Origin of the sequence: Polynucleobacter sp. JS-JIR-II-b4 (assembly GCF_018687815.1) — a bacterium.
Taxonomy (GTDB): Bacteria; Pseudomonadota; Gammaproteobacteria; order Burkholderiales; family Burkholderiaceae; genus Polynucleobacter.
The window spans coordinates 1-22,814 of sequence record NZ_CP061306.1 but is presented as its reverse complement, the minus strand read 5'-3'; the positions used below and the strand labels follow the sequence as shown (position 1 = coordinate 22,814).

23 protein-coding genes are annotated in these 22,814 nt (G+C 46.0%); all 23 read right to left on the bottom strand.

The annotated features are described in order from the left end of the window. Position 1: 1 nt before the first annotated feature. Positions 2 to 1,402 (bottom strand): F0F1 ATP synthase subunit beta, encoded by a 1,401-nt coding sequence (atpD, locus tag ICV90_RS00115; protein WP_072582052.1) that lies wholly within the window; start codon positions 1,400 to 1,402, stop codon positions 2 to 4. Between the two features lie 55 nt (positions 1,403 to 1,457). After that, positions 1,458 to 2,327: a F0F1 ATP synthase subunit gamma gene (atpG, locus tag ICV90_RS00110; protein ID WP_215358819.1), complete on the bottom strand. Its 870-nt coding sequence runs from the start codon at positions 2,325 to 2,327 to the stop codon at positions 1,458 to 1,460. Between the two features lie 17 nt (positions 2,328 to 2,344). After that, a complete protein-coding gene (gene atpA / locus ICV90_RS00105; RefSeq protein ID WP_072582050.1) occupies positions 2,345 to 3,886 on the bottom strand; it encodes a F0F1 ATP synthase subunit alpha in 1,542 nt (513 codons plus the stop codon). 45 nt (positions 3,887 to 3,931) lie between these two features. Beyond that, the gene (locus ICV90_RS00100) at positions 3,932 to 4,468 is read right to left on the bottom strand and encodes a F0F1 ATP synthase subunit delta (RefSeq protein ID WP_215358818.1); all 537 of its coding nucleotides are present in this window, start codon (positions 4,466 to 4,468) and stop codon (positions 3,932 to 3,934) included. Position 4,469: 1 nt separating this feature from the next. Then, positions 4,470 to 4,940, bottom strand: a complete 471-nt coding sequence (locus ICV90_RS00095; RefSeq protein ID WP_215358817.1) for a F0F1 ATP synthase subunit B — start codon at positions 4,938 to 4,940, stop codon at positions 4,470 to 4,472. A gap of 63 nt (positions 4,941 to 5,003) precedes the next feature. Continuing rightward, entirely contained in the window at positions 5,004 to 5,270 is a 267-nt protein-coding gene (gene atpE / locus ICV90_RS00090; protein ID WP_011901869.1) for a F0F1 ATP synthase subunit C, read from the bottom strand. A 45-nt stretch (positions 5,271 to 5,315) separates the two neighbouring features. Further along, positions 5,316 to 6,191, bottom strand: a complete 876-nt coding sequence (atpB, locus tag ICV90_RS00085; RefSeq protein ID WP_215321256.1) for a F0F1 ATP synthase subunit A — start codon at positions 6,189 to 6,191, stop codon at positions 5,316 to 5,318. Between the two features lie 40 nt (positions 6,192 to 6,231). Then, positions 6,232 to 6,723, bottom strand: a complete 492-nt coding sequence (locus ICV90_RS00080; protein WP_215358816.1) for an ATP synthase subunit I — start codon at positions 6,721 to 6,723, stop codon at positions 6,232 to 6,234. A gap of 69 nt (positions 6,724 to 6,792) precedes the next feature. After that, positions 6,793 to 7,683: a ParB/RepB/Spo0J family partition protein gene (locus ICV90_RS00075; RefSeq protein ID WP_215358815.1), complete on the bottom strand. Its 891-nt coding sequence runs from the start codon at positions 7,681 to 7,683 to the stop codon at positions 6,793 to 6,795. Positions 7,684 to 7,707: 24 nt separating this feature from the next. Next, complete coding sequence (locus tag ICV90_RS00070; protein WP_215358814.1) at positions 7,708 to 8,478, bottom strand: ParA family protein; 771 nt, start codon at positions 8,476 to 8,478, stop codon at positions 7,708 to 7,710. An 18-nt stretch (positions 8,479 to 8,496) separates the two neighbouring features. Then, positions 8,497 to 9,165 carry a 16S rRNA (guanine(527)-N(7))-methyltransferase RsmG gene (rsmG, locus tag ICV90_RS00065; protein WP_215358813.1) on the bottom strand — a complete coding sequence of 223 codons (669 nt, stop codon included), beginning with the start codon at positions 9,163 to 9,165 and terminating at the stop codon, positions 8,497 to 8,499. Further along, positions 9,158 to 11,080: a tRNA uridine-5-carboxymethylaminomethyl(34) synthesis enzyme MnmG gene (gene mnmG / locus ICV90_RS00060; protein WP_215358812.1), complete on the bottom strand. Its 1,923-nt coding sequence runs from the start codon at positions 11,078 to 11,080 to the stop codon at positions 9,158 to 9,160. The genes rsmG and mnmG overlap by 8 nt, the downstream gene beginning before the upstream one ends. Positions 11,081 to 11,186: 106 nt before the next feature. Next, a complete protein-coding gene (locus ICV90_RS00055) occupies positions 11,187 to 11,924 on the bottom strand; it encodes a TSUP family transporter (protein ID WP_215360250.1) in 738 nt (245 codons plus the stop codon). A gap of 114 nt (positions 11,925 to 12,038) precedes the next feature. Next, positions 12,039 to 12,968, bottom strand: coding sequence for a branched-chain amino acid ABC transporter permease (locus tag ICV90_RS00050; RefSeq protein WP_215358811.1), 930 nt, complete (start codon positions 12,966 to 12,968; stop codon positions 12,039 to 12,041). 2 nt (positions 12,969 to 12,970) lie between these two features. Next, complete coding sequence (locus ICV90_RS00045; RefSeq protein ID WP_215358810.1) at positions 12,971 to 13,891, bottom strand: branched-chain amino acid ABC transporter permease; 921 nt, start codon at positions 13,889 to 13,891, stop codon at positions 12,971 to 12,973. A 16-nt stretch (positions 13,892 to 13,907) separates the two neighbouring features. Further along, complete coding sequence (locus tag ICV90_RS00040) at positions 13,908 to 15,134, bottom strand: ABC transporter substrate-binding protein (RefSeq protein WP_215358809.1); 1,227 nt, start codon at positions 15,132 to 15,134, stop codon at positions 13,908 to 13,910. Between the two features lie 22 nt (positions 15,135 to 15,156). Further along, positions 15,157 to 15,861, bottom strand: coding sequence for an ABC transporter ATP-binding protein (locus ICV90_RS00035; protein WP_215358808.1), 705 nt, complete (start codon positions 15,859 to 15,861; stop codon positions 15,157 to 15,159). Further along, positions 15,858 to 16,625 carry an ABC transporter ATP-binding protein gene (locus ICV90_RS00030; RefSeq protein ID WP_215358807.1) on the bottom strand — a complete coding sequence of 256 codons (768 nt, stop codon included), beginning with the start codon at positions 16,623 to 16,625 and terminating at the stop codon, positions 15,858 to 15,860. The genes ICV90_RS00035 and ICV90_RS00030 overlap by 4 nt, the downstream gene beginning before the upstream one ends. 106 nt (positions 16,626 to 16,731) lie before the next feature. Continuing rightward, on the bottom strand, positions 16,732 to 16,947 hold the full coding sequence (locus ICV90_RS00025; RefSeq protein WP_215358806.1) for a DUF3717 domain-containing protein: 216 nt from the start codon (positions 16,945 to 16,947) through the stop codon (positions 16,732 to 16,734). A gap of 11 nt (positions 16,948 to 16,958) precedes the next feature. Further along, on the bottom strand, positions 16,959 to 17,453 hold the full coding sequence (locus ICV90_RS00020) for an SET domain-containing protein (RefSeq protein WP_215358805.1): 495 nt from the start codon (positions 17,451 to 17,453) through the stop codon (positions 16,959 to 16,961). A gap of 3 nt (positions 17,454 to 17,456) precedes the next feature. Further along, on the bottom strand, positions 17,457 to 19,955 hold the full coding sequence (gyrB, locus tag ICV90_RS00015; protein WP_215358804.1) for a DNA topoisomerase (ATP-hydrolyzing) subunit B: 2,499 nt from the start codon (positions 19,953 to 19,955) through the stop codon (positions 17,457 to 17,459). A gap of 11 nt (positions 19,956 to 19,966) precedes the next feature. Further along, complete coding sequence (gene dnaN / locus ICV90_RS00010; protein ID WP_215358803.1) at positions 19,967 to 21,082, bottom strand: DNA polymerase III subunit beta; 1,116 nt, start codon at positions 21,080 to 21,082, stop codon at positions 19,967 to 19,969. 264 nt (positions 21,083 to 21,346) lie between these two features. Next, entirely contained in the window at positions 21,347 to 22,774 is a 1,428-nt protein-coding gene (gene dnaA / locus ICV90_RS00005) for a chromosomal replication initiator protein DnaA (protein ID WP_251367741.1), read from the bottom strand. Positions 22,775 to 22,814 lie beyond the last annotated feature (40 nt).

Here is a 22,814-nt window from a genome sequence, read left to right as displayed (position 1 = left end):
ATTAAAGCTTCTTGGCTTTCTCGATGGCTTCATCAATTGAACCCACCATATAGAACGCTTGCTCAGGCAAGTGATCCAATTCGCCGCTGCAGATCATTTTGAAACCACGGATGGTTTCTTTTAATGGAACGTATTTGCCTGGTGAACCAGTAAACACTTCAGCAACGTGGAAAGGCTGGGACAAGAAACGCTGAATCTTACGAGCACGTGATACAGACAACTTATCTTCTGGTGACAACTCGTCCATACCCAAAATTGCAATAATGTCGCGCAACTCTTTATAACGCTGCAATGTCATCTGCACTTCGCGAGCTACTTCATAGTGCTCTTGACCAACCACTTGTGGGTCGAGCTGACGGCTAGTTGAATCCAATGGATCAACCGCTGGGTAAATACCCAATGCAGCGATATCACGTGACAACACAACTGTGGAGTCTAGGTGCAAGAAGGTTGTAGCTGGTGATGGGTCGGTCAAGTCATCCGCAGGAACGTAAACGGCCTGGATAGAGGTAACGGAACCAGTCTTGGTAGAAGTAATACGCTCTTGCAATTTACCCATCTCTTCAGCCAATGTAGGTTGGTAACCCACGGCGGAAGGCATACGACCGAGCAATGCAGAAACTTCGGTACCGGCCAATGTGTAACGATAAATATTGTCAACGAAGAACAAAATGTCACGGCCTTCGTCACGGAAAGCTTCAGCCATTGTCAAACCAGTTAACGCAACGCGCAAACGGTTGCCAGGAGGCTCGTTCATCTGACCAAACACCATCGCCACCTTATCGATAACGTTAGATTCTTTCATCTCGTGGTAGAAGTCATTACCTTCACGAGTACGCTCACCAACACCCGCAAACACTGATAAACCTGAGTGTTGCTTAGCGATGTTGTTAATCAATTCCATCATGTTCACGGTCTTACCAACACCCGCACCACCGAACAAGCCAACCTTACCGCCTTTAGCAAACGGGCAAACTAAGTCAATAACCTTAATACCGGTTTCTAACAAATCCACAGAAGGTGATAGCTCATCAAACTTAGGTGCTGGCTGGTGAATAGCACGACGCTCTTCAGTGGCAATCGGACCTGCGTCATCAATTGGACGACCTAAAACGTCCATAATGCGGCCGAGTGTAGCTGGGCCAACAGGCACAGAAATTGGGCCGCCAGTAGATTTAACCTCCATACCACGACGCAAACCATCGCTTGCACCCATGGCAATAGCGCGAACTACGCCGTCACCAATTTGTTGCTGAACTTCAAAGGTCAAACCTTTTTCAGCAAATGATTTTTCACCGCTATCAACTAATGTCAACGCATCATAAATGTTTGGCATTTTGTCGCGTGGGAACTGAATGTCCACCACTGGACCGATACATTGCACGATATTTCCGTTACTCATCGCATTTCTCCGCTTTTAATTCCTGAATTCTTTCGTATTCCTAATCGCCGACCGCTTAAACCGCAGCCGCTCCGCCAACAATTTCTGACAACTCTTTAGTAATAGCAGCCTGTCGTGTTTTGTTGTATTCCAATTGCAATTCGCCGATTACGTTCTTCGCATTATCTGAAGCGGCCTTCATAGAGACCATACGTGCAGACTGCTCAGAAGCCATGTTTTCAGCAACCGCCTGATAAATCATTGCTTCAACGTAACGCTTAAGCAGGCCATTCAAAATAGACTCTGCATCAGGTTCGTAGATGTAATCCCAAGAATTGCCTGTTTTCTCTTGTGGAGTCAAAGCTTCTGGCTCCAAAGGCAAGAGTTTTTCTAAAACAGGCTCTTGTTTCATTGCATTTACAAAGCGGGTATATGCCAAATAAACAGCATCAATCTCGCCACGCTCAAACGCTTCTAATTGGGCAACAATTGCACCAATCAAAACATCCATATGTGGTGTGTCACCAATTTGGATTGTTTGAGAAATCAATTTTGCTTTTGAGCGATTCAAAAATTGCAAACCTTTTGAACCAATTGCGGTGTACGCAATCTCAATATTTTTTTCTTGCAAATCGCGCACTTGGTTAGCAATCAAACGCAAGACGTTGGTATTTAAACCGCCGCACAAGCCTTTGTCTGTAGTAACCAAAATCGTACCAACTTTCTTCACTTCACGAGTTGCCATGTAAGCAGGGCGGAACTCAGGATTAGCTTTAGAAAGGTTGGCAACAATCTCACGAATTTTTTCAGCATATGGACGCGCATTACGCATGCGCTCTTGGGCGCGACGCATCTTGGATGCGGCGACCATTTCCATTGCCTTCGTGATCTTGCGCGTGTTTTGCACGCTCTTGATCTTAGATCGTATCTCTTTTGTGCTTGCCATGATTTATGCGAGCCCTCTTAGAAAGAGGCAGAACGCTTGTAATCCTCAATGGCAGCGCGCAATGCAGCTTCGTCATCTTTGCTCAAATCTTTGGTTTCTTCAATACGCGCAACTAAGTCAGCGAATTTAGATTTCAAATGATCTTGCAAACCTTTTTCGAATGGCAATACGTTCTTCACTTCGAGGTCATCGAAGTAGCCGTTATTAACAGCATAAAGTGAAGCGGCCATTTCCCAAACTTGGAGTGGCTTGTATTGAGCTTGCTTACACAATTCAGTAACGCGACGACCGCGCTCAAGTTGCTTGCGGGTTGCTTCGTCAAGGTCAGATGCGAACTGAGCAAACGCTGCCAATTCACGATACTGCGCCAAGTCGGTACGAATACCGCCAGACAATTTCTTAATTACTTTAGTTTGTGCGGCACCACCAACGCGGGAGACAGAAATACCGGCGTTAATCGCAGGACGCACACCAGCGTTGAACAAGTCAGTTTCCAAGAAGATCTGACCGTCAGTAATCGAAATTACGTTGGTTGGAACGAATGCAGAAACGTCACCAGCTTGAGTTTCAATAATTGGCAATGCAGTTAAAGAACCGGTTTTGCCTTTTACTGCGCCGTTAGTGAACTTTTCAACGTACTCAGCATTTACACGGGCAGCGCGCTCGAGCAAGCGTGAGTGGAGGTAGAACACGTCGCCAGGATAAGCTTCACGGCCTGGTGGGCGGCGGAGCAACAAGGAGATTTGACGATAAGCAACCGCTTGCTTGGTCAAGTCATCATAAACAATCAAAGCATCTTCGCCGCGATCGCGGAAGTATTCACCCATGGTACAACCTGCGTAAGCAGATAGGTACTGCATCGCTGCAGACTCAGAAGCACTCGCTGCAACAACAACGGTGTACTCCATTGCGCCCAATTCTGTGAGCTTGCGAACAACGTTAGCAATAGTGGAAGCTTTTTGACCGATCGCCACGTAAACGCAATAAACGCCTTTACCTTTTTGGTTAATGATCGCGTCAACCGCAACTGCTGTCTTACCAGTTTGACGGTCGCCAATGATCAACTCACGCTGACCACGGCCAATTGGAACCATCGCATCAATCGCCTTCAAACCAGTTTGTACTGGCTGGCTTACGGATTGACGTGCGATAACGCCAGGCGCCACCTTTTCAATAAAGTCAGTTAACTTGGTGTTGATTGGGCCTTTGCCATCAATCGGCTGACCGAGCGCGTTTACTACGCGACCGAGCAACTCTGGACCAACTGGAACTTCCAAAATGCGGCCAGTACATTTTACTGGGTCGCCTTCTTTAATGTGGGTGTATTCGCCCAACACTACGGCACCAACAGAATCACGCTCAAGGTTTAATGCGAGGCCGATAGTGTTGTTTGGAAACTCCAACATTTCGCCCTGCATAACACCTGACAAGCCATGTACGCGGCAAATACCGTCGGTCACTGAAATTACAGTGCCTTCGTTGCGAACTTGGGAGTCAACGCCCAATTCGCTAATTCGGCTTTTGATCAGCTCGCTGATCTCGGAAGGGTTGAGTTGCATTACTTACTCCTGGGTCTTATTTCGTATGTTCTTAATAGGGATCACTTATGCGCCAAGACTTGCTTGCATTTGAGCTAACTGGGCCTTAACTGAACTATCCATTACTTCATCGCCAACTTGAATGCGAACTCCGCCAATCAATGTTGGATCAATTTGGATCGTTGGGCGCAATTCTTTACCCCCAAAGCGCTTCTTCAAACTTGACAACAAATCATTTAACGCAGAACCCTCTAAAGGGAATGCGCTAGTAATATTTACTTCTGCAGCGCCTTCGCTTTTGTTCTTCATTGCTTCAAATTGATGAGCAATTTCAGGAACGGCTGCTAAGCGGTGGTTTTGATTCACAAGATTCAAAAAGCTGGCAACCTTGCCATCTAACTTGGTCTTCACCATGCCAGAAAGTAACTTGCTTAAATCATCAGCTGAGACTTTTGGGTTGTTTGACAATGCAGCAACTTCTGGCAAAGCAGCAAGCTGAGCCAATTCATTTAATTGCTCCAAACATCCAGCGAGCTCAGCCGGCTTGGCGCTTTGAAAAAGCGCTTCCGCGTAAGGACGTGCAATGGTGGCTAATTCAGCCATATCAAAGTTCTGCCTTTAATTGATCAAGTAATTGGCCATGCGCTTTTGCATCAACTTCGCGACGCAAAATTTGCTCGGCGCCTTTGACAGCGAGAACAGCCACTTCAGCACGCAGAACTTCGCGGGCACGAGTAACTTGCTGGGCTGCGTCTTGTTGCGCTTGAGAAATGATTCGAGCGGCTTCAGCTTGTGCGTTAGCGCGAATTTCTTCGGCCGACATTTGTGCACGTTTCTCAGCTTCGGCAACGCGTTGAACACCTTCTTGGCGTGCTTTATTTAATTCTTGCTCAGCTTCATTGCTGGCCAGTGCGAGAGCTTCTTTACCACGCTCTGCAGCAGCTAAACCATCAGCAATTTTGCTTGAACGCTCATCTAACGCCTTAACTAGCGGTGGCCACACAAAGCGTGCAACAACCCACCATAAGACGAAGAAAACGATCATTTGCGCGAATAGGGTCGCGTTCAGATTCACGATATTCCTTTCAGTATTGTTGAGAACAGTTGGATGACCCGTTGGTCATCCACGCCAAAACAATTACTTAATAACTGCGAGCAGTGGGTTTGCGAAAGCAAACAACATTGCAACACCAACGCCGATCAAGAACGCAGCGTCGATCAAACCAGCCAAAAGGAACATCTTAGTTTGGAGTGGCTCCATCAATTCTGGTTGACGTGCACAAGCTTCGATGTACTTGCCGCCCATCAATGCGATACCCAAACATGCACCGATCGCGCCGAGGCCGATGATGATGCCGATACAAATAGCTGTTGAACCTTGAATAGTTGCTAAAAATGCTTGCATGTTGCTGACTCCTGAAGTTAAAAGAGGTAAGTTAAAAATAAAATCTTAGTGATGGCTATGCGCTTGCCCGATGTAAACCAAAGTCAACATCATGAAAATAAAGGCTTGCAACAAAATAACCAAAATGTGGAAGATGGCCCAAGCTGATCCAGCAATAACGTGGCCCACCAATCCGAACAGGGATAAATCTAAATTAAAGGTCCATACGCTACCAAGCAAGGCAATCAATAAGAAGACCAATTCGCCAGCGTACATATTGCCGAAAAGTCGCATTCCCAAAGAAACGCCTTTCGCCAAATACTCAATGATGTTCAGTGCGAGGTTGAATGGGGCTAAATACCATTTCGCACCAAAAGGGGCAGAAATGAGTTCGTGCAAGAAGCCGCCGAAACCTTTTACCTTGAAGCTGTAAAAGAACACCAAAACCAACACTGACAGGGACATGCCCATCGTTGCATTTAAATCAGTTGTGGGAACCATGCGGTTGTGCGGCACATGTCCGCCAAAGTTACCGATGAAATGATTTACGCCCAACACCCAATCCACAGGAATTAAGTCGAGGGTGTTTAAAAGAATGATCCAGAAAAATACGAAGAGCGCGAGAGGCGCAATGAAAGTGCGATCACCATGAACAATGCTCTTGGCTTGTGTATCGACCATCTCCACAATCATTTCTATCAAAGACTGGAACCGACCAGGAACGCCAGGAGTTGCACGACGTGCTGCAATCAATAATATAAATACTGCTATGAAGCCCATCAATGAAGCCCAAAAAATGGTATCTAAATTGATGACGCTGAAATCAACGATGGAGGATTGATGCTCACCAGTGCTGGTGAGATTTTGTAAATGCTCAGAAATGTACGCGGTTGGCGTCATTTGCTCGGCTGCCTCGTGGGCTTGGTGTACTTCGCTAGACATCTCTTAACTGGTCCTTTGTTTCAATCTCAATTGTCACTACTTAGCGCCACAACCACGCCAGCCATACACACTTCAAGGCAAGCAGGTAAGTCACCAACAAGGGGACCCAAAGCACGCCAGGGACGTAATACGCAATCCCTATAAACAGCATCAGCGTCACGGCGATTTTGATAAATTCACCTGAAACCAATGCCGCCAAAAATCTTCCTGGATTCAATCTTTGCGATTTTTTTGCCAACTCCAACCTGACTAAAAACAGGGTTGTAGGCAAGACGCTAATTAAACCACCTAAAAAGGCCGACTGAGTATAAAGGCTTACCCCTACCGGCTCCCCAAAAATTGACCAAAACACCATGCTGATAGCCGTAATCAACACTTGGGCCAAAATAATTTTCCACGGTGAAAGAGCTCGGTGCTTTGTTGCATCGCTTTGCTGCATCGCAACAATTTCCTCTTTGCTGTAAACCCGGATAACTTCTTCGGGTTCATCCCACTCATCTACCTCGGAAAATTGATTTTTTTGAGGAATCAATTTAGCCCCGAAAGTTTAATGTGTGCAGTGCAATATGTCAAAGGATTTGGGGACATTTTTCTACCTAATTTAAGACTCAATACCCAATTTTTTTAATAAAGAATCTAGTTCGTCGAATTGGCTGAACCGAAGCCTGAGCTCTCCGCCCTTGCCTTTAAGCTTGAATTCGGTGCTTAAGCCAATCAAATCTGCAATTTCCTGCGTCAAACGCTGCATATCTGGATCACTACTGGGCGAAGAAGTGTTTGACTTACTTTTAGCCTTTTTGTCTCCAATTTGACCGCCCGCAATCACCAAAGCAGCAGTCATTCGCTCCGCCTCACGGACAGACAGACCCTGTGCTGAGATTCTCTGGGCTAAAGCCACCTGGCTAGACCCAGGAAGGGGCAATAGCGCACGAGCATGCCCCATATCGATATCTCCGGCCAACAACATGGCCTGCACCGGCTTTGCTAGCTGGGCGAGGCGCAATAAATTGGTAATTGCACTGCGCGACTTGCCTACAGCCTTTGCTGCCTGTTCGTGCGTAAATCCAAACTCCTCGATCAACCTAGCTAAACCCTGTGATTCTTCGAGAGGATTTAAATCCTCTCGCTGCATGTTTTCTACCAGGGCCATTGCTGCTGCAGCCTGATCATCGGCGCCAGAAACTAAAACCGGAACCTCTTTTAACCCCGCAATAGTTGCCGCACGAAAACGTCTTTCGCCCGCAATAATTTCGTATTTGCCAGGCGCCACCAGGCGAACCAATAAGGGCTGCATGACGCCTTGCTCGCGAATACTTTCTGCCAACTCTTGCAAAGCACCAGCTTCCATTTTTTGACGCGGCTGATATTTGCCTGCCTGCAAAGCAGTTAATGGCAAACGATTGATTTCGGTGGAGGGATTCGCTTGCTGCGTCTTCTCTCCAAGCAAAGCTTCAAGACCTCTACCTAAACCTTTTTTCTTAATGGCAACCATGATCTTTATTATTCTTTCTAAAAATTACATGTGTTTGATGCGCTCAACCATCTCAGCACCAAACTCTAAATAGGCTTTTGCGCCACGTGATGATTTATCGAAAGCCACCCCAGGAAGCCCATAAGAGGGGGCTTCAGCAAGACGCACATTGCGCGGAATAATGGTCTTAAATACTTTATCGCCGAAGTGCTCAAGCAACTGATCGGAAACTTGTTGTTGCAAAGTCATGCGCGCATCAAACATGACGCGCAATAAACCAATGATGACTAAGTCGGGATTCAAATTTGCATGCACTTGTTTGATAGTGTTTACCAAATCGGACAAACCCTCCAATGCAAAGTATTCACATTGCATTGGCACAATCACACCATTTGCTGCGCACAATCCGTTGAGCGTAAGTAAGGACAAAGCAGGCGGACAATCAATCAAAATAAAGTCGTAATCGTTTGCCACTTGAGCAAGCGCATCTTTCAAACGTGCTTCGCGGAAATCTAGATCTACCAATTCAATTTCAGCGCCCGCTAAATCACGATTAGCCGGCAATACGTCGTACCCGGAGCTTTCGCAACGCTGCACACACTCTTTAACTGACGTCATACCAATTAGTACCTGATATACGCTTGCGTTTAAGTCTGCTTTCTCTACCCCCGAGCCCATAGTGGCATTACCTTGAGGATCAAGGTCCACCAACAAAACGCGCTGTTGTAGTCCTGCTAAACCCGCTGCCAAATTAACGGCGGTAGTGGTCTTACCAACACCACCTTTTTGATTTGCAATACAGAAAATTTTTGCCATGGCTACTTTTGGGTTTACTTAAGAGGTGAGGGTGGATTTTCTCACGGGGGCCAACACCAAAAGGCGTCGCTCCACCGCTAAATTAGGGATATGAAGGGGCTCATCGGCAACTAAGCGCCAATCGTCCATGGAAACATCTTTCATTTCGTCGTCTGCGCGCTTGGCCTTCATTGCGAATACCAGGCCATCGGGCTTTAAGAAGGGCAATGACAGATCCAAAAAACGCGCGAGATTTGTAAATGCCCGAGAAATGACTGCATCAAATTGTGCTGGTTGTTGCATTGCAGCATCTTCCACTCTCTCGCAGAGCACCTCAATGTTTTTCAGTTTCAGTTTTCCGCGCACATGCTGCAGAAATGCCGTCTTCTTGCGGATGGCTTCAATCAGTGAAAGCTGCCACTCCGGCTGAACAATGGCAATAGGAATGGCCGGCAACCCACCTCCTGAACCAAGGTCAGCAATCTTAGGAGACGAGCCCTTTAAGAAGCGTTTCAATACTGGCAAAACTGCAATAGAATCAATAAGATGCAGTCGAATAGAGTCTTTCTCACCCTCGATTGCCGTCAGATTATGAACTTGGTTCCAGCGTCCCATTTCTTGCAAAAACAACTCTAAATCGGCGATATTGCTTGGGCTTAATTCCAACCCAAGGTCCTCAATCCCTAAGGCAAGCAAACCCTCACTCATGAGTTTCTTGAGTGCGGCCCAAGCCCTTTTTAAGGTGCACCAATAAAAGCGAAAGGGCAGCAGGCGTTACCCCTGAAATACGGCCAGCCTGACCCAATGTTTCTGGTTTATGCAAATTCAGCTTTTGCTGGACCTCTTTAGATAAGCCAACAACCTGAGAGTAATCTAACAACTCTGAAAGTGGGAAAGATTCATTGTGCTCTTGACGAGCGATTTCTGTCGCCTGACGATCAATATAACCCTGGTATTTAACTGAAATTTCTACCTGGTCGCTAATTTGAGACGCCAAGCCAAGATCCTCATCTAAAGTTTCAGGAGCCCACATTCCGTCACCCAAAGCAGTAATTGCTTCATAAGTAACCCCTGGGCGCCTCAATAACTCGGTTAAGCTACATTCATGGGACAGGTCTTGACCCAGCAACCTAGAAACTAGGGGGGCAGCCTCATGTTTTGGCCCAACCCAAATATCTTGCAAGCGAGATGTTTCACGTGAAACAGCTTCCTGTTTTCTGCAAAACACCTCCCAACGATAGTCGTCCACCAATCCAAGCTCGCGCCCAATTGTGGTTAGGCGCATATCTGCATTGTCTTCGCGTAAGCTCAGGCGATATTCTGCTCGGCTTGTAAACATGCGGTACGGCTCCTGAACCCCGCGAGTAATTAGATCGTCAACTAAAACACCAATATAGGACTCGCTGCGTTTTGGAAGCCAAGGATCTTTACCTTGCGCTGCCAAGCCAGCATTGATTCCGGCCAGCATACCCTGCGCTGCAGCCTCTTCGTAGCCCGTAGTGCCATTAATTTGACCAGCGAAGTAAAGTCCGCCAATAGCCCTTGTCTCAAGGCTATGGCGCAATTGGCGTGGGTCAAAGAAGTCGTACTCAATTGCATAACCAGGGCGAACAATCACCGCAGACTCCATACCCCGAATGCTGCGGACTAAGTCCCACTGAACATCAAAAGGTAGGCTGGTAGAAATCCCATTGGGGTAAAACTCGTTAGTTGTTAGGCCCTCTGGCTCCAAAAAGATCTGGTGGCTATTTCTCGAGGCAAAACGATGAATTTTGTCCTCAATAGAAGGGCAGTAGCGGGGGCCAACCCCCTCAATCACACCGGTATACATTGGTGAACGATCTAAACCGCCTCGAATAATATCGTGAGTCTTTTCATTTGTATGAGAAATCCAGCAAGGAACCTGCTTAGGATGCTGCTCTGGACGCCCCAAATAAGAAAACACCGGCACTGGATCCAAGTCCCCAGGCTGCTCAAGCATGACTGAGAAGTCGATTGTTCGACCATCAATACGAGGCGGGGTGCCAGTCTTCAGCCTCCCCTGGGGGAGCTTCAACTCTTTTAGTCTAGCCGACAAAGAAACTGCGGCAGGATCACCGGCACGCCCACCGGCATAATTATTTAAGCCAACATGGATTTTTCCATCCAAGAAGGTGCCCGCCGTCAGGACCACTTTTTTTGCCTCGAACTCCAGGCCCATTTGGGTAACAACGCCCTGGACCTGATCACCCTTGACCAATAAGTCGTCCACTGCGGCCTGGAAGATGCTTAAATTAGGTTGATTTTCTAGGCGGCGGCGAATGGCGGCCTTATATAAAACTCGGTCACCCTGAGCGCGAGTAGCTCGAACAGCGGGGCCTTTACTAGAATTGAGGATGCGGAACTGAATACCAGCCTCATCTGTCGCGGCAGCCATTGCGCCACCCATGGCGTCAATTTCTTTGACTAAATGTCCCTTACCAATCCCGCCAATGGAGGGGTTGCAACTCATAGCGCCCAAGTTTTCAATGCTATGAGTAATTAATAGGGTGTCGCAACCCATGCGTGCCGACGCAAGCGCGGCCTCAGTCCCAGCGTGACCGCCGCCAACCACAATGACATCGAAACTTTTGGAATAACGCATGATTTGCCTCAGATAGGGCGATGATCATAGCATTTTGTTTGTTTCACGTGAAACAAAAGATCAAAAAATCTTAGAAAAACAATGAATATATCTCTAAGTATTTGATTTAATTGATGAAATAAGCATTCCAGGCTGACTTCAATATCAACACGCTAACAATAAGCAGAAAAGCCTTTCTGACAAAGGCGCTGCCATGCTTAATTGCTAATCGACTACCAAACTGACTGCCGGCGATATTAGCAATCATCATCGCAAACCCAAGAGGCCAATTAATTTGACCAAGGCTGGCTAACATCAAAATAGCAGCTAGGTTTGTTGCTACGTTTACCAATTTTGTTGCCGCAGACGCATGGAGAAAATCAAAACCAAAAAAGCGCACAAAACCAAACAACAAAAAGCTGCCGGTGCCGGGACCAAAAAAGCCGTCATAAAAACCAATTGTTAAACCAAGAATGACGCCCTTGACTTGTTGCAAGCGCCCAAGAATTTTCGGTGCGTGCGCCTCTCCAAGTGAAGGCTGAAACCAGGTGTACAGAAGCAAAAATAACAAAACAAATGGCAACGCTTTGCGCAAAGGCTCGGCTGGAAAATTGCTCACTGCATTAGCACCCAAAAGAGAGCCAACAAAACCTGCGATGATGGCTGGCAAAACAATTGCCCAAGGTAAAGAAACGTGGCGCAAAAATTTACGCGCAGCATTAAAGGTCCCACCAACCGCGGCAACCTTATTCGTCGCTAGCAAAGTTGCAGGCGGAACATTGGGGTAAGCAGCAAACAGGGCGGGCACCTGAATCAAGCCTCCACCTCCAGCTACAGCATCAACCAGCCCAGCAAAGAAGGCCATTGCCAAAAGCAGCGGCCATATGAAAATTGAAAATTCGATGAGAGTCTCTTTTAATTAAATGAGTGCGGCGAGAGCGCCGCACTAAAACCAAATAATAAAAGGAAAAATAAAAACTCAGTTTTTGTTTTTATAGTACGCGGCAATTTCGCCAACAACGCCACGACGAAATGCTAAAACACAAATGACAAAAATGAAGCCGGTTGCAATTGTGCTCCATGAGCCAATGTTGGCGAGGTAGTTTTGCAAACCAACCACAATTCCTGCGCCAACCACTGGGCCCAGAATGGTTCCCATGCCACCAAGCAAAGTCATCAACACAACCTCACCGGACATGTGCCAGTGAACATCGGTCAGTGTTGCCAACTGGAACACCAAAGATTTCATGGATCCTGCCAAACCAGATAATGCAGCCGAAAGCACAAAAGACATCAACTTAAAACGATCAACGTCATAACCCAAGGAAATTGCACGAGGCTCATTCTCACGAATTGCCTTAAGAACCTGACCAAACGGAGAGTGCACTGCGCGCATGATGACGGCAAAACCAAATAAAAAAACCGCTAAAACAAAGTAATACATTGCAACGTCATCTTTTAGGTCAATCAAGCCAAATAACATGCCGCGCGGGACACCCTGTATTCCATCTTCACCGCCTGTAAACGGAAGCTGAACAGCTAAAAAGTAAACCATTTGCGAAAGGGCCAAAGTCACCATCGCAAAGTAAATACCTTGTCTGCGAATAGCCAACGATCCAATTAAGAATCCCAGAACCCCAGAACCAACAACGCCCAACACAACTCCTAACTCAGGGGAGAGGCCCGCCTCTTTGCAGAAGTAAGCGGTAATGTAAGCGGCAGTTCCAAAAAATGCTGCGTGACCAAAAGATAGAAGCCCAGTAAAACCCAAAAGCAAATTAAATGCGCATGCAAAAAGGGCAAAGCACAGCACCTTCATTGCAAATACGAGATAAATAAAATCTTGGAATGGCAATAACAGGGCAATTAAAACCAAGATGCCGTATAGCAATTTTGTTTTTGGATTCATGCTTATTTCTCCCGCCCAAACAGTCCAGCAGGACGAATCAAAAGAACAATTGCCATGATCACAAAAATCACAACGCCGGAGGCCTCTGGATAAAAGACCTTAGTCAGGCCCTCAACTAGACCCAAGCCCAAACCAGTAAGGATGGCACCCATGATCGAGCCCATGCCACCAATCACTACCACCGCAAACACAACAATAATGAGGTTGGAGCCCATCAACGGGTTCACTTGGAAAATAGGGGCTGCCAATACACCAGCGAAGCCCGCTAGACCAACGCCATAGGCGTAGGCCAAAGAAATCATCAGCGGGACATTGATACCAAAGGCTTGTAGTAATTTAGGGTTTTCGGTTCCGGCGCGCAAATAGGCGCCCAACTTTGTTCTCTCAATCACATACCAGGTTGAGAAACAAACTACCAAAGAGATAACAACTACCCAAACACGATATTTTGGCAGGATGATGCCAAGCGACTCCAGCGGGATTGCTCCCTGCAATATCTCTGGGGCTGGATAGCTCTCACCAGAGATGCCGTACCAGTGACGGAACATGCCCTCAATAATGAGAGCCAAACCAAAAGTCAGCAACAAACCATATAGGTGATCAAGGTGGTACAGGCGGCGCAACATTGTGCGCTCCAGAATTAAGCCGAAACCAGCCAGAACCAACGGAACAACAATAAGAGCAAACCAATAATTAATAGATAAGTCAGGGAAGCCAAGCCATTGGCTAATCTGGGTTAAACCTATCCAGGCCACAAAAGCACCCATGGTGTATTGGGCGCCATGTGCAAAATTAATGATGTTGAGAAGGCCAAAAATAATGGCCAATCCCAAACTCAATATGGCATAGAACGAGCCATTAATCAGCCCCACCAAGAGCTGGGCTACCAGCCCTTGAGGGGTAATTCCGAGAAGTTCAAACATACTAGGTGGGGATCAATTACTTGTTAGTAACCAGCTTGCATCGTGACAATGAAAGTGGTTGTGTTGCTTCGGCAGCAGGAATCACCGCTTTGACGTTGTAATAGTCCCATGGGCTCTTAGAGTCAGACGGCTTCTTCACCTCTAGCAAATACATGTCATGCTCAAATTTACCGTCAGCACGAATCTTGCCCTTGAAAAGACCATCATCAATGTTGGTTGACTTCAAAGCCTTCATTACAGCCTGAGTGTCATCGGTACCGGCTTTTTGCACAGCATTTAAATAAGCAAGAACGGATGAATAAACACCAGCCTGAACACTGGTTGGCATACGCTTGTGTTGCAAGATAAAGCGTTTAGCGAACGCACGGGTCTTGTCATCCTTGTCCCAATAGAAGCCTTCTGTGAGATACATGCCTTGTGCGGCAGGAAGGCCCAAAGAGTGCACATCAGAGATAAACATCAACAATGGAACAACCGTCTGCTTTTTGTTAATGCCAAACTCAGAGGCTTGCTTTACGCTGTTGATAGTGTCTTGACCAGCGTTTGCCAAAGCAACCACATCTGCTCCGCTAGCTTGGGCTTTCAGGAGGTAGGAAGAAAAATCGCTATTGGGGAATGGATGCTTACTAGTACCCAATACCTTGCCGCCGTTTGCAGTCACAACGTTGGTTGAGTCCTTCTCTAAGGCAGCGCCGAAAGCATAGTCAGCAGTAATAAAGTACCAGTTCTTTTTACCCTGCTTTACTACAGCCTTAGCTGTGCCGTTAGAAAGTGCGTAGGTATCGTAGGTCCAATGTACGTTGTTCGCTGTACATTTTTCATTGGTGATTGGTAAAGAAGCTGCGCCAGAAACCAAAGTAATCTTGTTCTTTTGCTCTGCTACTTCCATTACAGCCAAGGCAACGTTGGTTGAAACTAACTCAACAATCACATCTACGCCGTCTTTGTCGTACCATTCGCGCGCTTTGTTTGCAGCAATATCAGCCTTGTTTTGGTGATCAGCACTAACAAGCTCAATCTTCTTGCCAATTACAGTGCCGTCTTTGGAAAAATCAGCAATTGCCATTTTTGCAGCAATCACCGCACCAGGGCCAGCCAAATCAGAATAGGTTGATGAAAGGTCGGTTAATACACCAATCTTTACAACGTCGCCACTTACTTTAGATCCACTTTGTGCAAATGCTGGGTTTGAACCAAACATGGTCGCCGCAACCAGACATGCGGTTATTTGCTTTAACTTCATTACCGTCTCCTATAGAAATCCACTAAACACCAAGATACTCATTTAATAAAGTTGCTTTTTCGGCAAGCTCGCTTTGTTGCACCACCTCAACCACATTTCCGTGCTCAACTACATAATGACGATCAGCCAAGGGTGCAGCAAAGCGGAAGTTTTGCTCAACCAACACAATCGTGAAGCCTTTGTTGCGCAAGCTGGTAACAACTTCTCCAAGCTTTTGCACAATCACGGGTGCCAACCCCTCAGTAATCTCATCCAATAACAATAACTTTGCGCCGGTTCTCAGAATTCGCGCCATTGCCAGCATTTGCTGCTCGCCACCAGATAAGCGGGTGCCGGGGCTGTTTCTTCTCTCATAGAGATTTGGAAACATCTCATAAATCTCGTCCAAACCCATGCCGCCAGGCGCAATCTCTGGCAAAAGCAAAAGGTTTTCCTCTGTACTCAAGCTAGCAAAAATTCCTCTTTCCTCCGGGCAAAAACCAACCCCCAAACGAGCAATCTTATAAGTGGGCATGGAGATAGTTTCCGCCCCATACACCTCTACAGAACCAGTTCTTTTACTAGTTAATCCTAAGATGGTTTTCAGAATGGTGCTTCGACCGGCGCCATTTCTTCCAAGTAAAGTAACAACCTCGCCATCACGCACAGCAAAATTCACGCCATGCAAAATGTGAGATTCGCCATACCAAGACTCTAAATTTTTAACCTCTAGCGCCATGGTGCTCATAGGTTGTCTCCCCCATGGCTACCCATATAAGCCTCAACAACCAGTGGGTTGTTTGAAACCTCATGATATGAACCCTCAGCCAACACTGAGCCACGCTGTAAAACGGTAATACGATCTGCAATTGAAGAAACCACCTTCATATTGTGTTCGACCATGAGAATAGTGCGGCCCTTGGCCACACGATCAATCAACTCTGTTACACGCTCAACATCTTCGTGACCCATTCCCTGGGTGGGCTCATCCAAAAGCATTAACTCCGGCTCCATAGCTAAAGTTGTTGCAATTTCAAGCGCCCTTTTACGGCCATAAGCTAGATTGAGCGTTTCTTCGTCGGCAAAGTCCTCCAAGCCAACCTCATGGAGAAGCTCTAGTGCGCGCTCATTAAGCACATTTAAGGAGTTTCCAGACTTCCAGAAGTGAAACTCGGTCCCCAATCCTCGCTGCAGTGCAACACGAACATTTTCAATAACCGTTAAATGTGGAAAAACAGCAGAAATCTGAAAGGAGCGAATAATGCCCCGTCTCGCAATTTGTGCGGGGGCCTCTTTGGTGATGTCAAAACCATTGAATAAGATTTGGCCGCTGCTGGGCTCTAAAAACTTGGTCAACAAATTGAAGCAAGTCGTCTTGCCGGCTCCATTAGGCCCAATCAAAGCGTGAATGGTTCCCCGAGCGACATCTAGGTTCACATCAGTGACCGCAGAAAATCCCTTAAAGGATTTTCCCAGTCCAATTGTTTTTAATATTGTTTCTTGCAATCTCATGCCCTCTACCCCCTACTTGGGAGCAAGAATATGAGAATACCCCAAGATAGCGTGGCTTTATATAGCAATAACCCTAAACAATTAAAGTGGCAACGCTAAAAAAATTTTAGGGAAGTTTTTGAAATTCCTGAATCGCTGAACGAGCCAATTCATCCAAGACATCCACCGGCACCCTTTGGGCGCCCTGGACAATCATTAATGCATAAGGTTTGGCCAGGGCCGACGCCTCGGGACAGAGTCGCAACTCATCACCCTCCGATGGGGACTGACTGCGCCAGTAGTTGATGGCAGCCTCTAGCTCTTGGATTGTTACAAACAACATGAAAATTATTTTTACTTATCTTTAGTTGCAAGCATAGTGCCACGGCACTTTTTTGCACCGCAACGGCACTCGTAATCTTTTTTCATTTGCTTGGTAATCTTTCCCTCAATATCGAGTGAGTAGTCATAAAACAACTCTTCACCAACCTTCAGGGCGCGCTTTGCATAAATAAACACGCGGGGCTCACCATCAAAACTGTCTTCCCGGGTTTCGCAAATTGGCTTACATGAATGGTTGATCCAGCGCGCAGCATTCCCACCATATTTCGCATCAATCACACGACCATCTTCTAATGAAAAGTAAAAAGTATGATTAGGATCTTTGGGGTCGTGGGGGTGGCGCTTCTCTGCAAGCTTCCAACTGATGCGCTCGCCTTTGTATTCAATAATTGCCTGGCCCTTTTTAATGGGTTTGGCAACAAATACGCCCTTTCCATGAATCGGCGAAGACTTCACAACAATAGAGGATCGGTCCACCTTGGGTGGTTTTAATTTTTTGGCTGTCATAAGTTAAACGTCTAGGTTGCGGGCAATAAGGGCATTTTTTTCAATAAATGCGCGACGAGGCTCAACCTCATCCCCCATAAGCGTAGTAAAGACCTGGTCCGCAGCAATGGCATCTTCAATCTTTACCTGCAAGAGTGTTCTAGAGCTTGCATCCATAGTGGTTTCCCACAGCTGTGATGGATTCATCTCACCAAGGCCTTTATAGCGCTGACGACTCAATACGCGCTCTGCCTCAGACAACAACCAAGCAAAGGCGGCCCTAAAGTCGCCAATAGTTTGCTCTTTTTGGTTTTTATCAGGGTCGCCGCGACGAACCTTGGAGCCCGCTACAACCTTGCCCGATAAAACAGCTGCGGCATTTGCAAGGCTTTGGTAATCATCACCATGAACAAAGTCAGAGTTAATGGAAGAGAGCTTCAGGTTTCCATGAATACGGCGCGATAACAACAAGCGGAAGCGCTCAGTACGGTCTTCTTTTTGAACAATAATTTCTGGTGGCAAAGCTAAAGGATTCAAAGAATCCGCAAGCGCTTGCCTTAAGCGATCAGCAGATTCGTTAGCTGATTTTTCGGTATCCAGATTTAATGGTGTTCCTGAAGCAATTGCTCGCAGAGCATCTTCGTCAATGGTGCGAGACAAGCGGTCAACAATCGACTGAATCACTTGATAGTGTTTTGCCAACTCATTGAGCGCCTCACCCTCAATAATTTCACCTGATGGCGTTTGTAGGGATGCTGTTTCAAGTGCAATTTTTAACAACAACTGATTTAGCTCGTTGTCGTCTTTAATGTACTGCTCATTCTTGCCAAACTTTACTTTGTAAAGAGGTGGTTGAGCAATATAGATATGGCCACGCTCGATCAACTCAGGCATCTGCCTATAGAAGAAAGTTAACAACAGCGTGCGGATATGACTACCGTCAACGTCCGCGTCGGTCATGATAATGATGCGGTGATAACGCAATTTATCTGCCTTATATTCTTCGATCCCGATGCCGGTGCCCAAAACGGTAATTAAAGTAACCACTTCTTGGCTGGCAAGCATTTTGTCAAAACGTGCTTTTTCAACGTTAAGGATTTTTCCTTTTAACGGAAGAATTGCTTGGAAGCGACGATCACGTCCTTGTTTGGCAGAGCCCCCTGCGGAGTCTCCCTCGACAATAAAGAGTTCGGATTTGGTTGGATCTTTTTCTTGGCAATCGGCCAACTTTCCAGGCAAGCCAAGCCCATCCAATACACCCTTACGTCTCGTCATGTCACGCGCTTTGCGTGCGGCTTCGCGAGCACGGGCCGCATCAACAATCTTGCCGCACAGAATCTTCGCGTCAGCTGGACGTTCTTGGAGATATGCGCTCAATGCTTCGGCAACAATTTCTTCAACCGGGCCACGCACCTCACTAGAAACCAATTTATCTTTTGTTTGGCTGGAGAATTTTGGTTCTGGAACCTTCACTGATAAAACGCAGGCCAAGCCCTCGCGCATGTCATCACCAGAAATTTCTACTTTTGCTTTCTTGGCAACTTCATGCTCATCAATGTATTTATTAATGACGCGCGTCATTGCAGCGCGCAAGCCGGTTAAGTGTGTTCCACCATCCCGCTGTGGAATGTTGTTAGTAAAACAAAGTACTTGCTCACTAAAGCTGTCATTCCACTGCATAGATACTTCAGCAGTAATTTGACCGCCTAGGTCTGAGGGGCGATTGCCCTCAGCATAAAAAATATTGGGGTGCAGTACGTTTTTAGTTTGGTTGATGTACTCAACAAAGCCTTTTACACCACCAGAGAAAGCAAAGTCTTCTTCTTGACCCGTACGTTGATCAATCAACTTAATGTGAACACCATTGTTTAAGAAAGAGAGTTCGCGAATACGCTTAACTAGAATTTCATAATGGAACTCGACGTTTCCAAAAATTGTTTCGTCAGCCAAAAAGTGAACTTCGGTTCCTGAAAGCTCAGTATCACCAGTAACAGTAATTGGAGAAACTAAAACCCCGTTCTCATCAACAACATTGCGATTTTGAATAACGCCACGCGCAAACTCCATGTGGTGAGCTTTGCCATCGCGACGAATAGTTAACTTTAACCATTTGGATAGCGCATTTACGCAACTAACGCCCACACCATGAAGACCACCTGAAACTTTATAACTATTTTGATCGAACTTACCACCAGCATGGAGCTCAGTCATGACAATTTCAGCAGCACTACGTTTCGGCTCATGCTTATCGTCATATTTAATCCCTGTTGGGACACCACGACCATTATCGACAATAGAAATAGAGTTATCAGTTTGAATAACTACTGTGATTTCAGAACAATAACCAGCCAAAGCTTCGTCAATGGAGTTATCCAAAACCTCAAATACAAGGTGGTGCAAACCCGTACCATCGGATGTGTCTCCGATATACATACCAGGACGTTTACGAACAGCCTCAAGACCCTCTAGGATTTGAATCGATGCAGCGCCGTACTGCTCTACTACTTTTTTTTCTTCAGTCATTTTTTTCTAAGTTAAATACGCATTGGCATCACAACATACTTAAAGCTCTCTGAGCCAGGCAGAGTAATCACAGCACTGCTATTTGCATCACCTAAACTAATTTGAATCTTTTCATTCTTTAGGTTTGATAAAACATCCAACAAGTAGCTAACGTTAAATCCAATTTCTACTGCATCACCAGCATACTCAGTCTCAATCTCCTCTTGAGCTTCTTCTTGCTCAGCATTGGTTGATTGAATTGTGATGCGGTTTGGGGATAGGGAAAAACGAACCCCTTTAAATTTGTCTGTTGTCAAAATAGCGGCGCGTTGAAGTGCTGATTGAAGAGCATCACGACCAACTACGAGTGAGTTTTTATGGCCCTTCGGAATCACTCTCTGGAAATCTGGAAACTTACCTTCAACTAATTTTGAAATTAATTCAATATCACCAAATGCAAACTTCACTTGATTAGCTGTCAAACTAATTTCCAAGGATTCATCAGAATCCTCGAGTAAGTGCTGGCACTCCAAAATTGTTTTGCGAGGAATAATGATTTCTTGTTTTTGACCAGAGCCTGATGGGGCCTCTGCCAGCTCAACCTGAGAGTAAGCAAGGCGGTGACCATCTGTTGCCACCGCAACCACCTCTTTACCCTCAATTACCAACAACATCCCATTTAAGTAATAGCGAATATCTTGTTGAGCCATTGAAAAATGTACTTGGCTAATGAGTTGACGGAAACTCTTTTGCGACATCTTCCAAGCAGCAGTTACCTCGCCCACGCTTTGCATCACCGGAAACTCAGTTGCAGAAAGCGTTTGCAAAGAGAAACGGCTTTTGCCGCTCTGTACAACCATCTTGTTATCTTTAAGATTTAAAGATACTGGACCCTCTGGCAATGCACGCAAAATGTCTAAAAGTTTTCTAGCGGCAACAGTTGTTGTTACATCTTCTGTACCAACACCAAAATTAGCGTTTGTTGTAATTTGAATTTCAATATCAGTGGAGATGAATGAAACTTTTTCTCCAACTTTTTTAAATAAGAGATTAGCCAAAATTGGCAGCGTGTGTCTGCGTTCAACAATTCCACTAACAACCTGAAGTGGTTTTAGTAGGCTATCGCGAGAAGTGTTAACGAGTTGCATTGCTTTTAAATCCTTGTATATATCTTAGTAGTAATAGTAATAAGGGTTCGAAATTCCGTGGATAAGTCAAAAAACCCTTATAAAACAACACATTAGAGACAAAAAAACCTGTGGAAAACTCTTGTATAAGCGCTGCATAAAAAGGGGATAACTTTTTATCAACACCCTATTTTTGCATGAAGCTGAACCTTTCCACAATTTATCCACATCTAATCCACAAACTTATCCCTGGGGTTGTCCACAACCTTATCAACAAGCAAAAAACTACGCCTTTAAGGTTTGCTCAATAACGTGAATCTCATGGTTTAGCTGCCCATCATGTGCTCGCTCATCTGCAATCTTGCGAACAGCGTGAAGGACGGTTGTGTGGTCCCTACCGCCAAATAATTCACCAATCTCCGGCAAGCTTTTTTGTGTCAACTCTTTGGCCATAAACATTGCAATTTGACGGGGCCGCGCAATATTAGCCGGGCGCCTTTTGGAGTACATGTCTGCAACCTTGATGCTATAGAAATCAGCAACTGCTTTTTGAATATTTTCGACAGAAATTTGACGATTTTGGATAGAAAGTAGGTCTTTTAGTGCTGTTCTGGCAACCTCAATCGTGACCTCACGACCGTGGAAGCGAACAAACGCCAAAATCTTTCTCAAAGCCCCTTCTAACTCACGGACGTTTGAGCGTAAGTGTTTGGCCACAAAAAATGCAACGTCCTCACTCATGGGGATGCCTTCACTAATAGCTTTTTTCATCAAAATAGCGACACGCATTTCTAGCTCTGGTGGCTCAATGGCAACCGTTAGCCCAGAATCAAAGCGGGAAATAAGGCGATCATCAATACCCGCCATTTCCTTGGGATAGGTGTCACTAGTAATGATGACTTGGGCCTTGTTGCTTAATAAGGCCTCAAAAGCATAGAAAAACTCTTCCTGGGTCCTGGATTTGCCGCTAAAAAACTGAATGTCATCAATAAGTAAAAGGTCTAAGGAGTGGTAGTAGCGCTTAAAGCGGTCAAACGCCTTTTGTTGGTATGCGCGGACCACATCTGAAACATACTGTTCGGCGTGGATATAGCGAATACGGGCGTTTGGCTTCTCTTTTAAGAGGTGATTGCCAATCGCGTGAATTAAATGGGTCTTACCCAGACCTACCCCACCATATAAGAACATGGGGTTGTAAGAGGTTCCAGGGTTGTGCGCCACCTGAATCGACGCAGCCCTAGCAAGTTGATTGGCTTTACCAGTAACAAACGTTTCAAAAGTAAGGTTCGGGTTGAGTTTTGAGTGATCTTCAATCTCAAAAGCACTCTCTTCTACCGATATGCTTGGCTCCGAGATCTCCACAGAAACATTTTTCTCTATGGGCTCTTCCAGCGTTACGGAGGGTGCGGTATTGGTTGCACCACCCTCAACAGCGAGTGTAAAGCCGACATTAATGGGACGCCCAAAATACTGGGAGGCCAACTCTTGGAATCGGTCGGCAAACGTCTTTTTGGTCCAATCCAACTTAAATCGGTTGGGGGCTCCAATTGTTAGTGAGTCATCACTTTCAACAAAAGACAATAGGGTAAGGGGTTGAATCCACGTTTTAAACTGTTGGGGCGACAGTTCGCGGGATAAAATGCCGATAGCATCATCCCAGAACCCCAGTGGGCTAATTGAATTCAAGGCGGGGGGATTGTGTAGGTTGCTCATATTTTTGGAGGATCCATTGTAGCGATGCTCCAAAGTTATC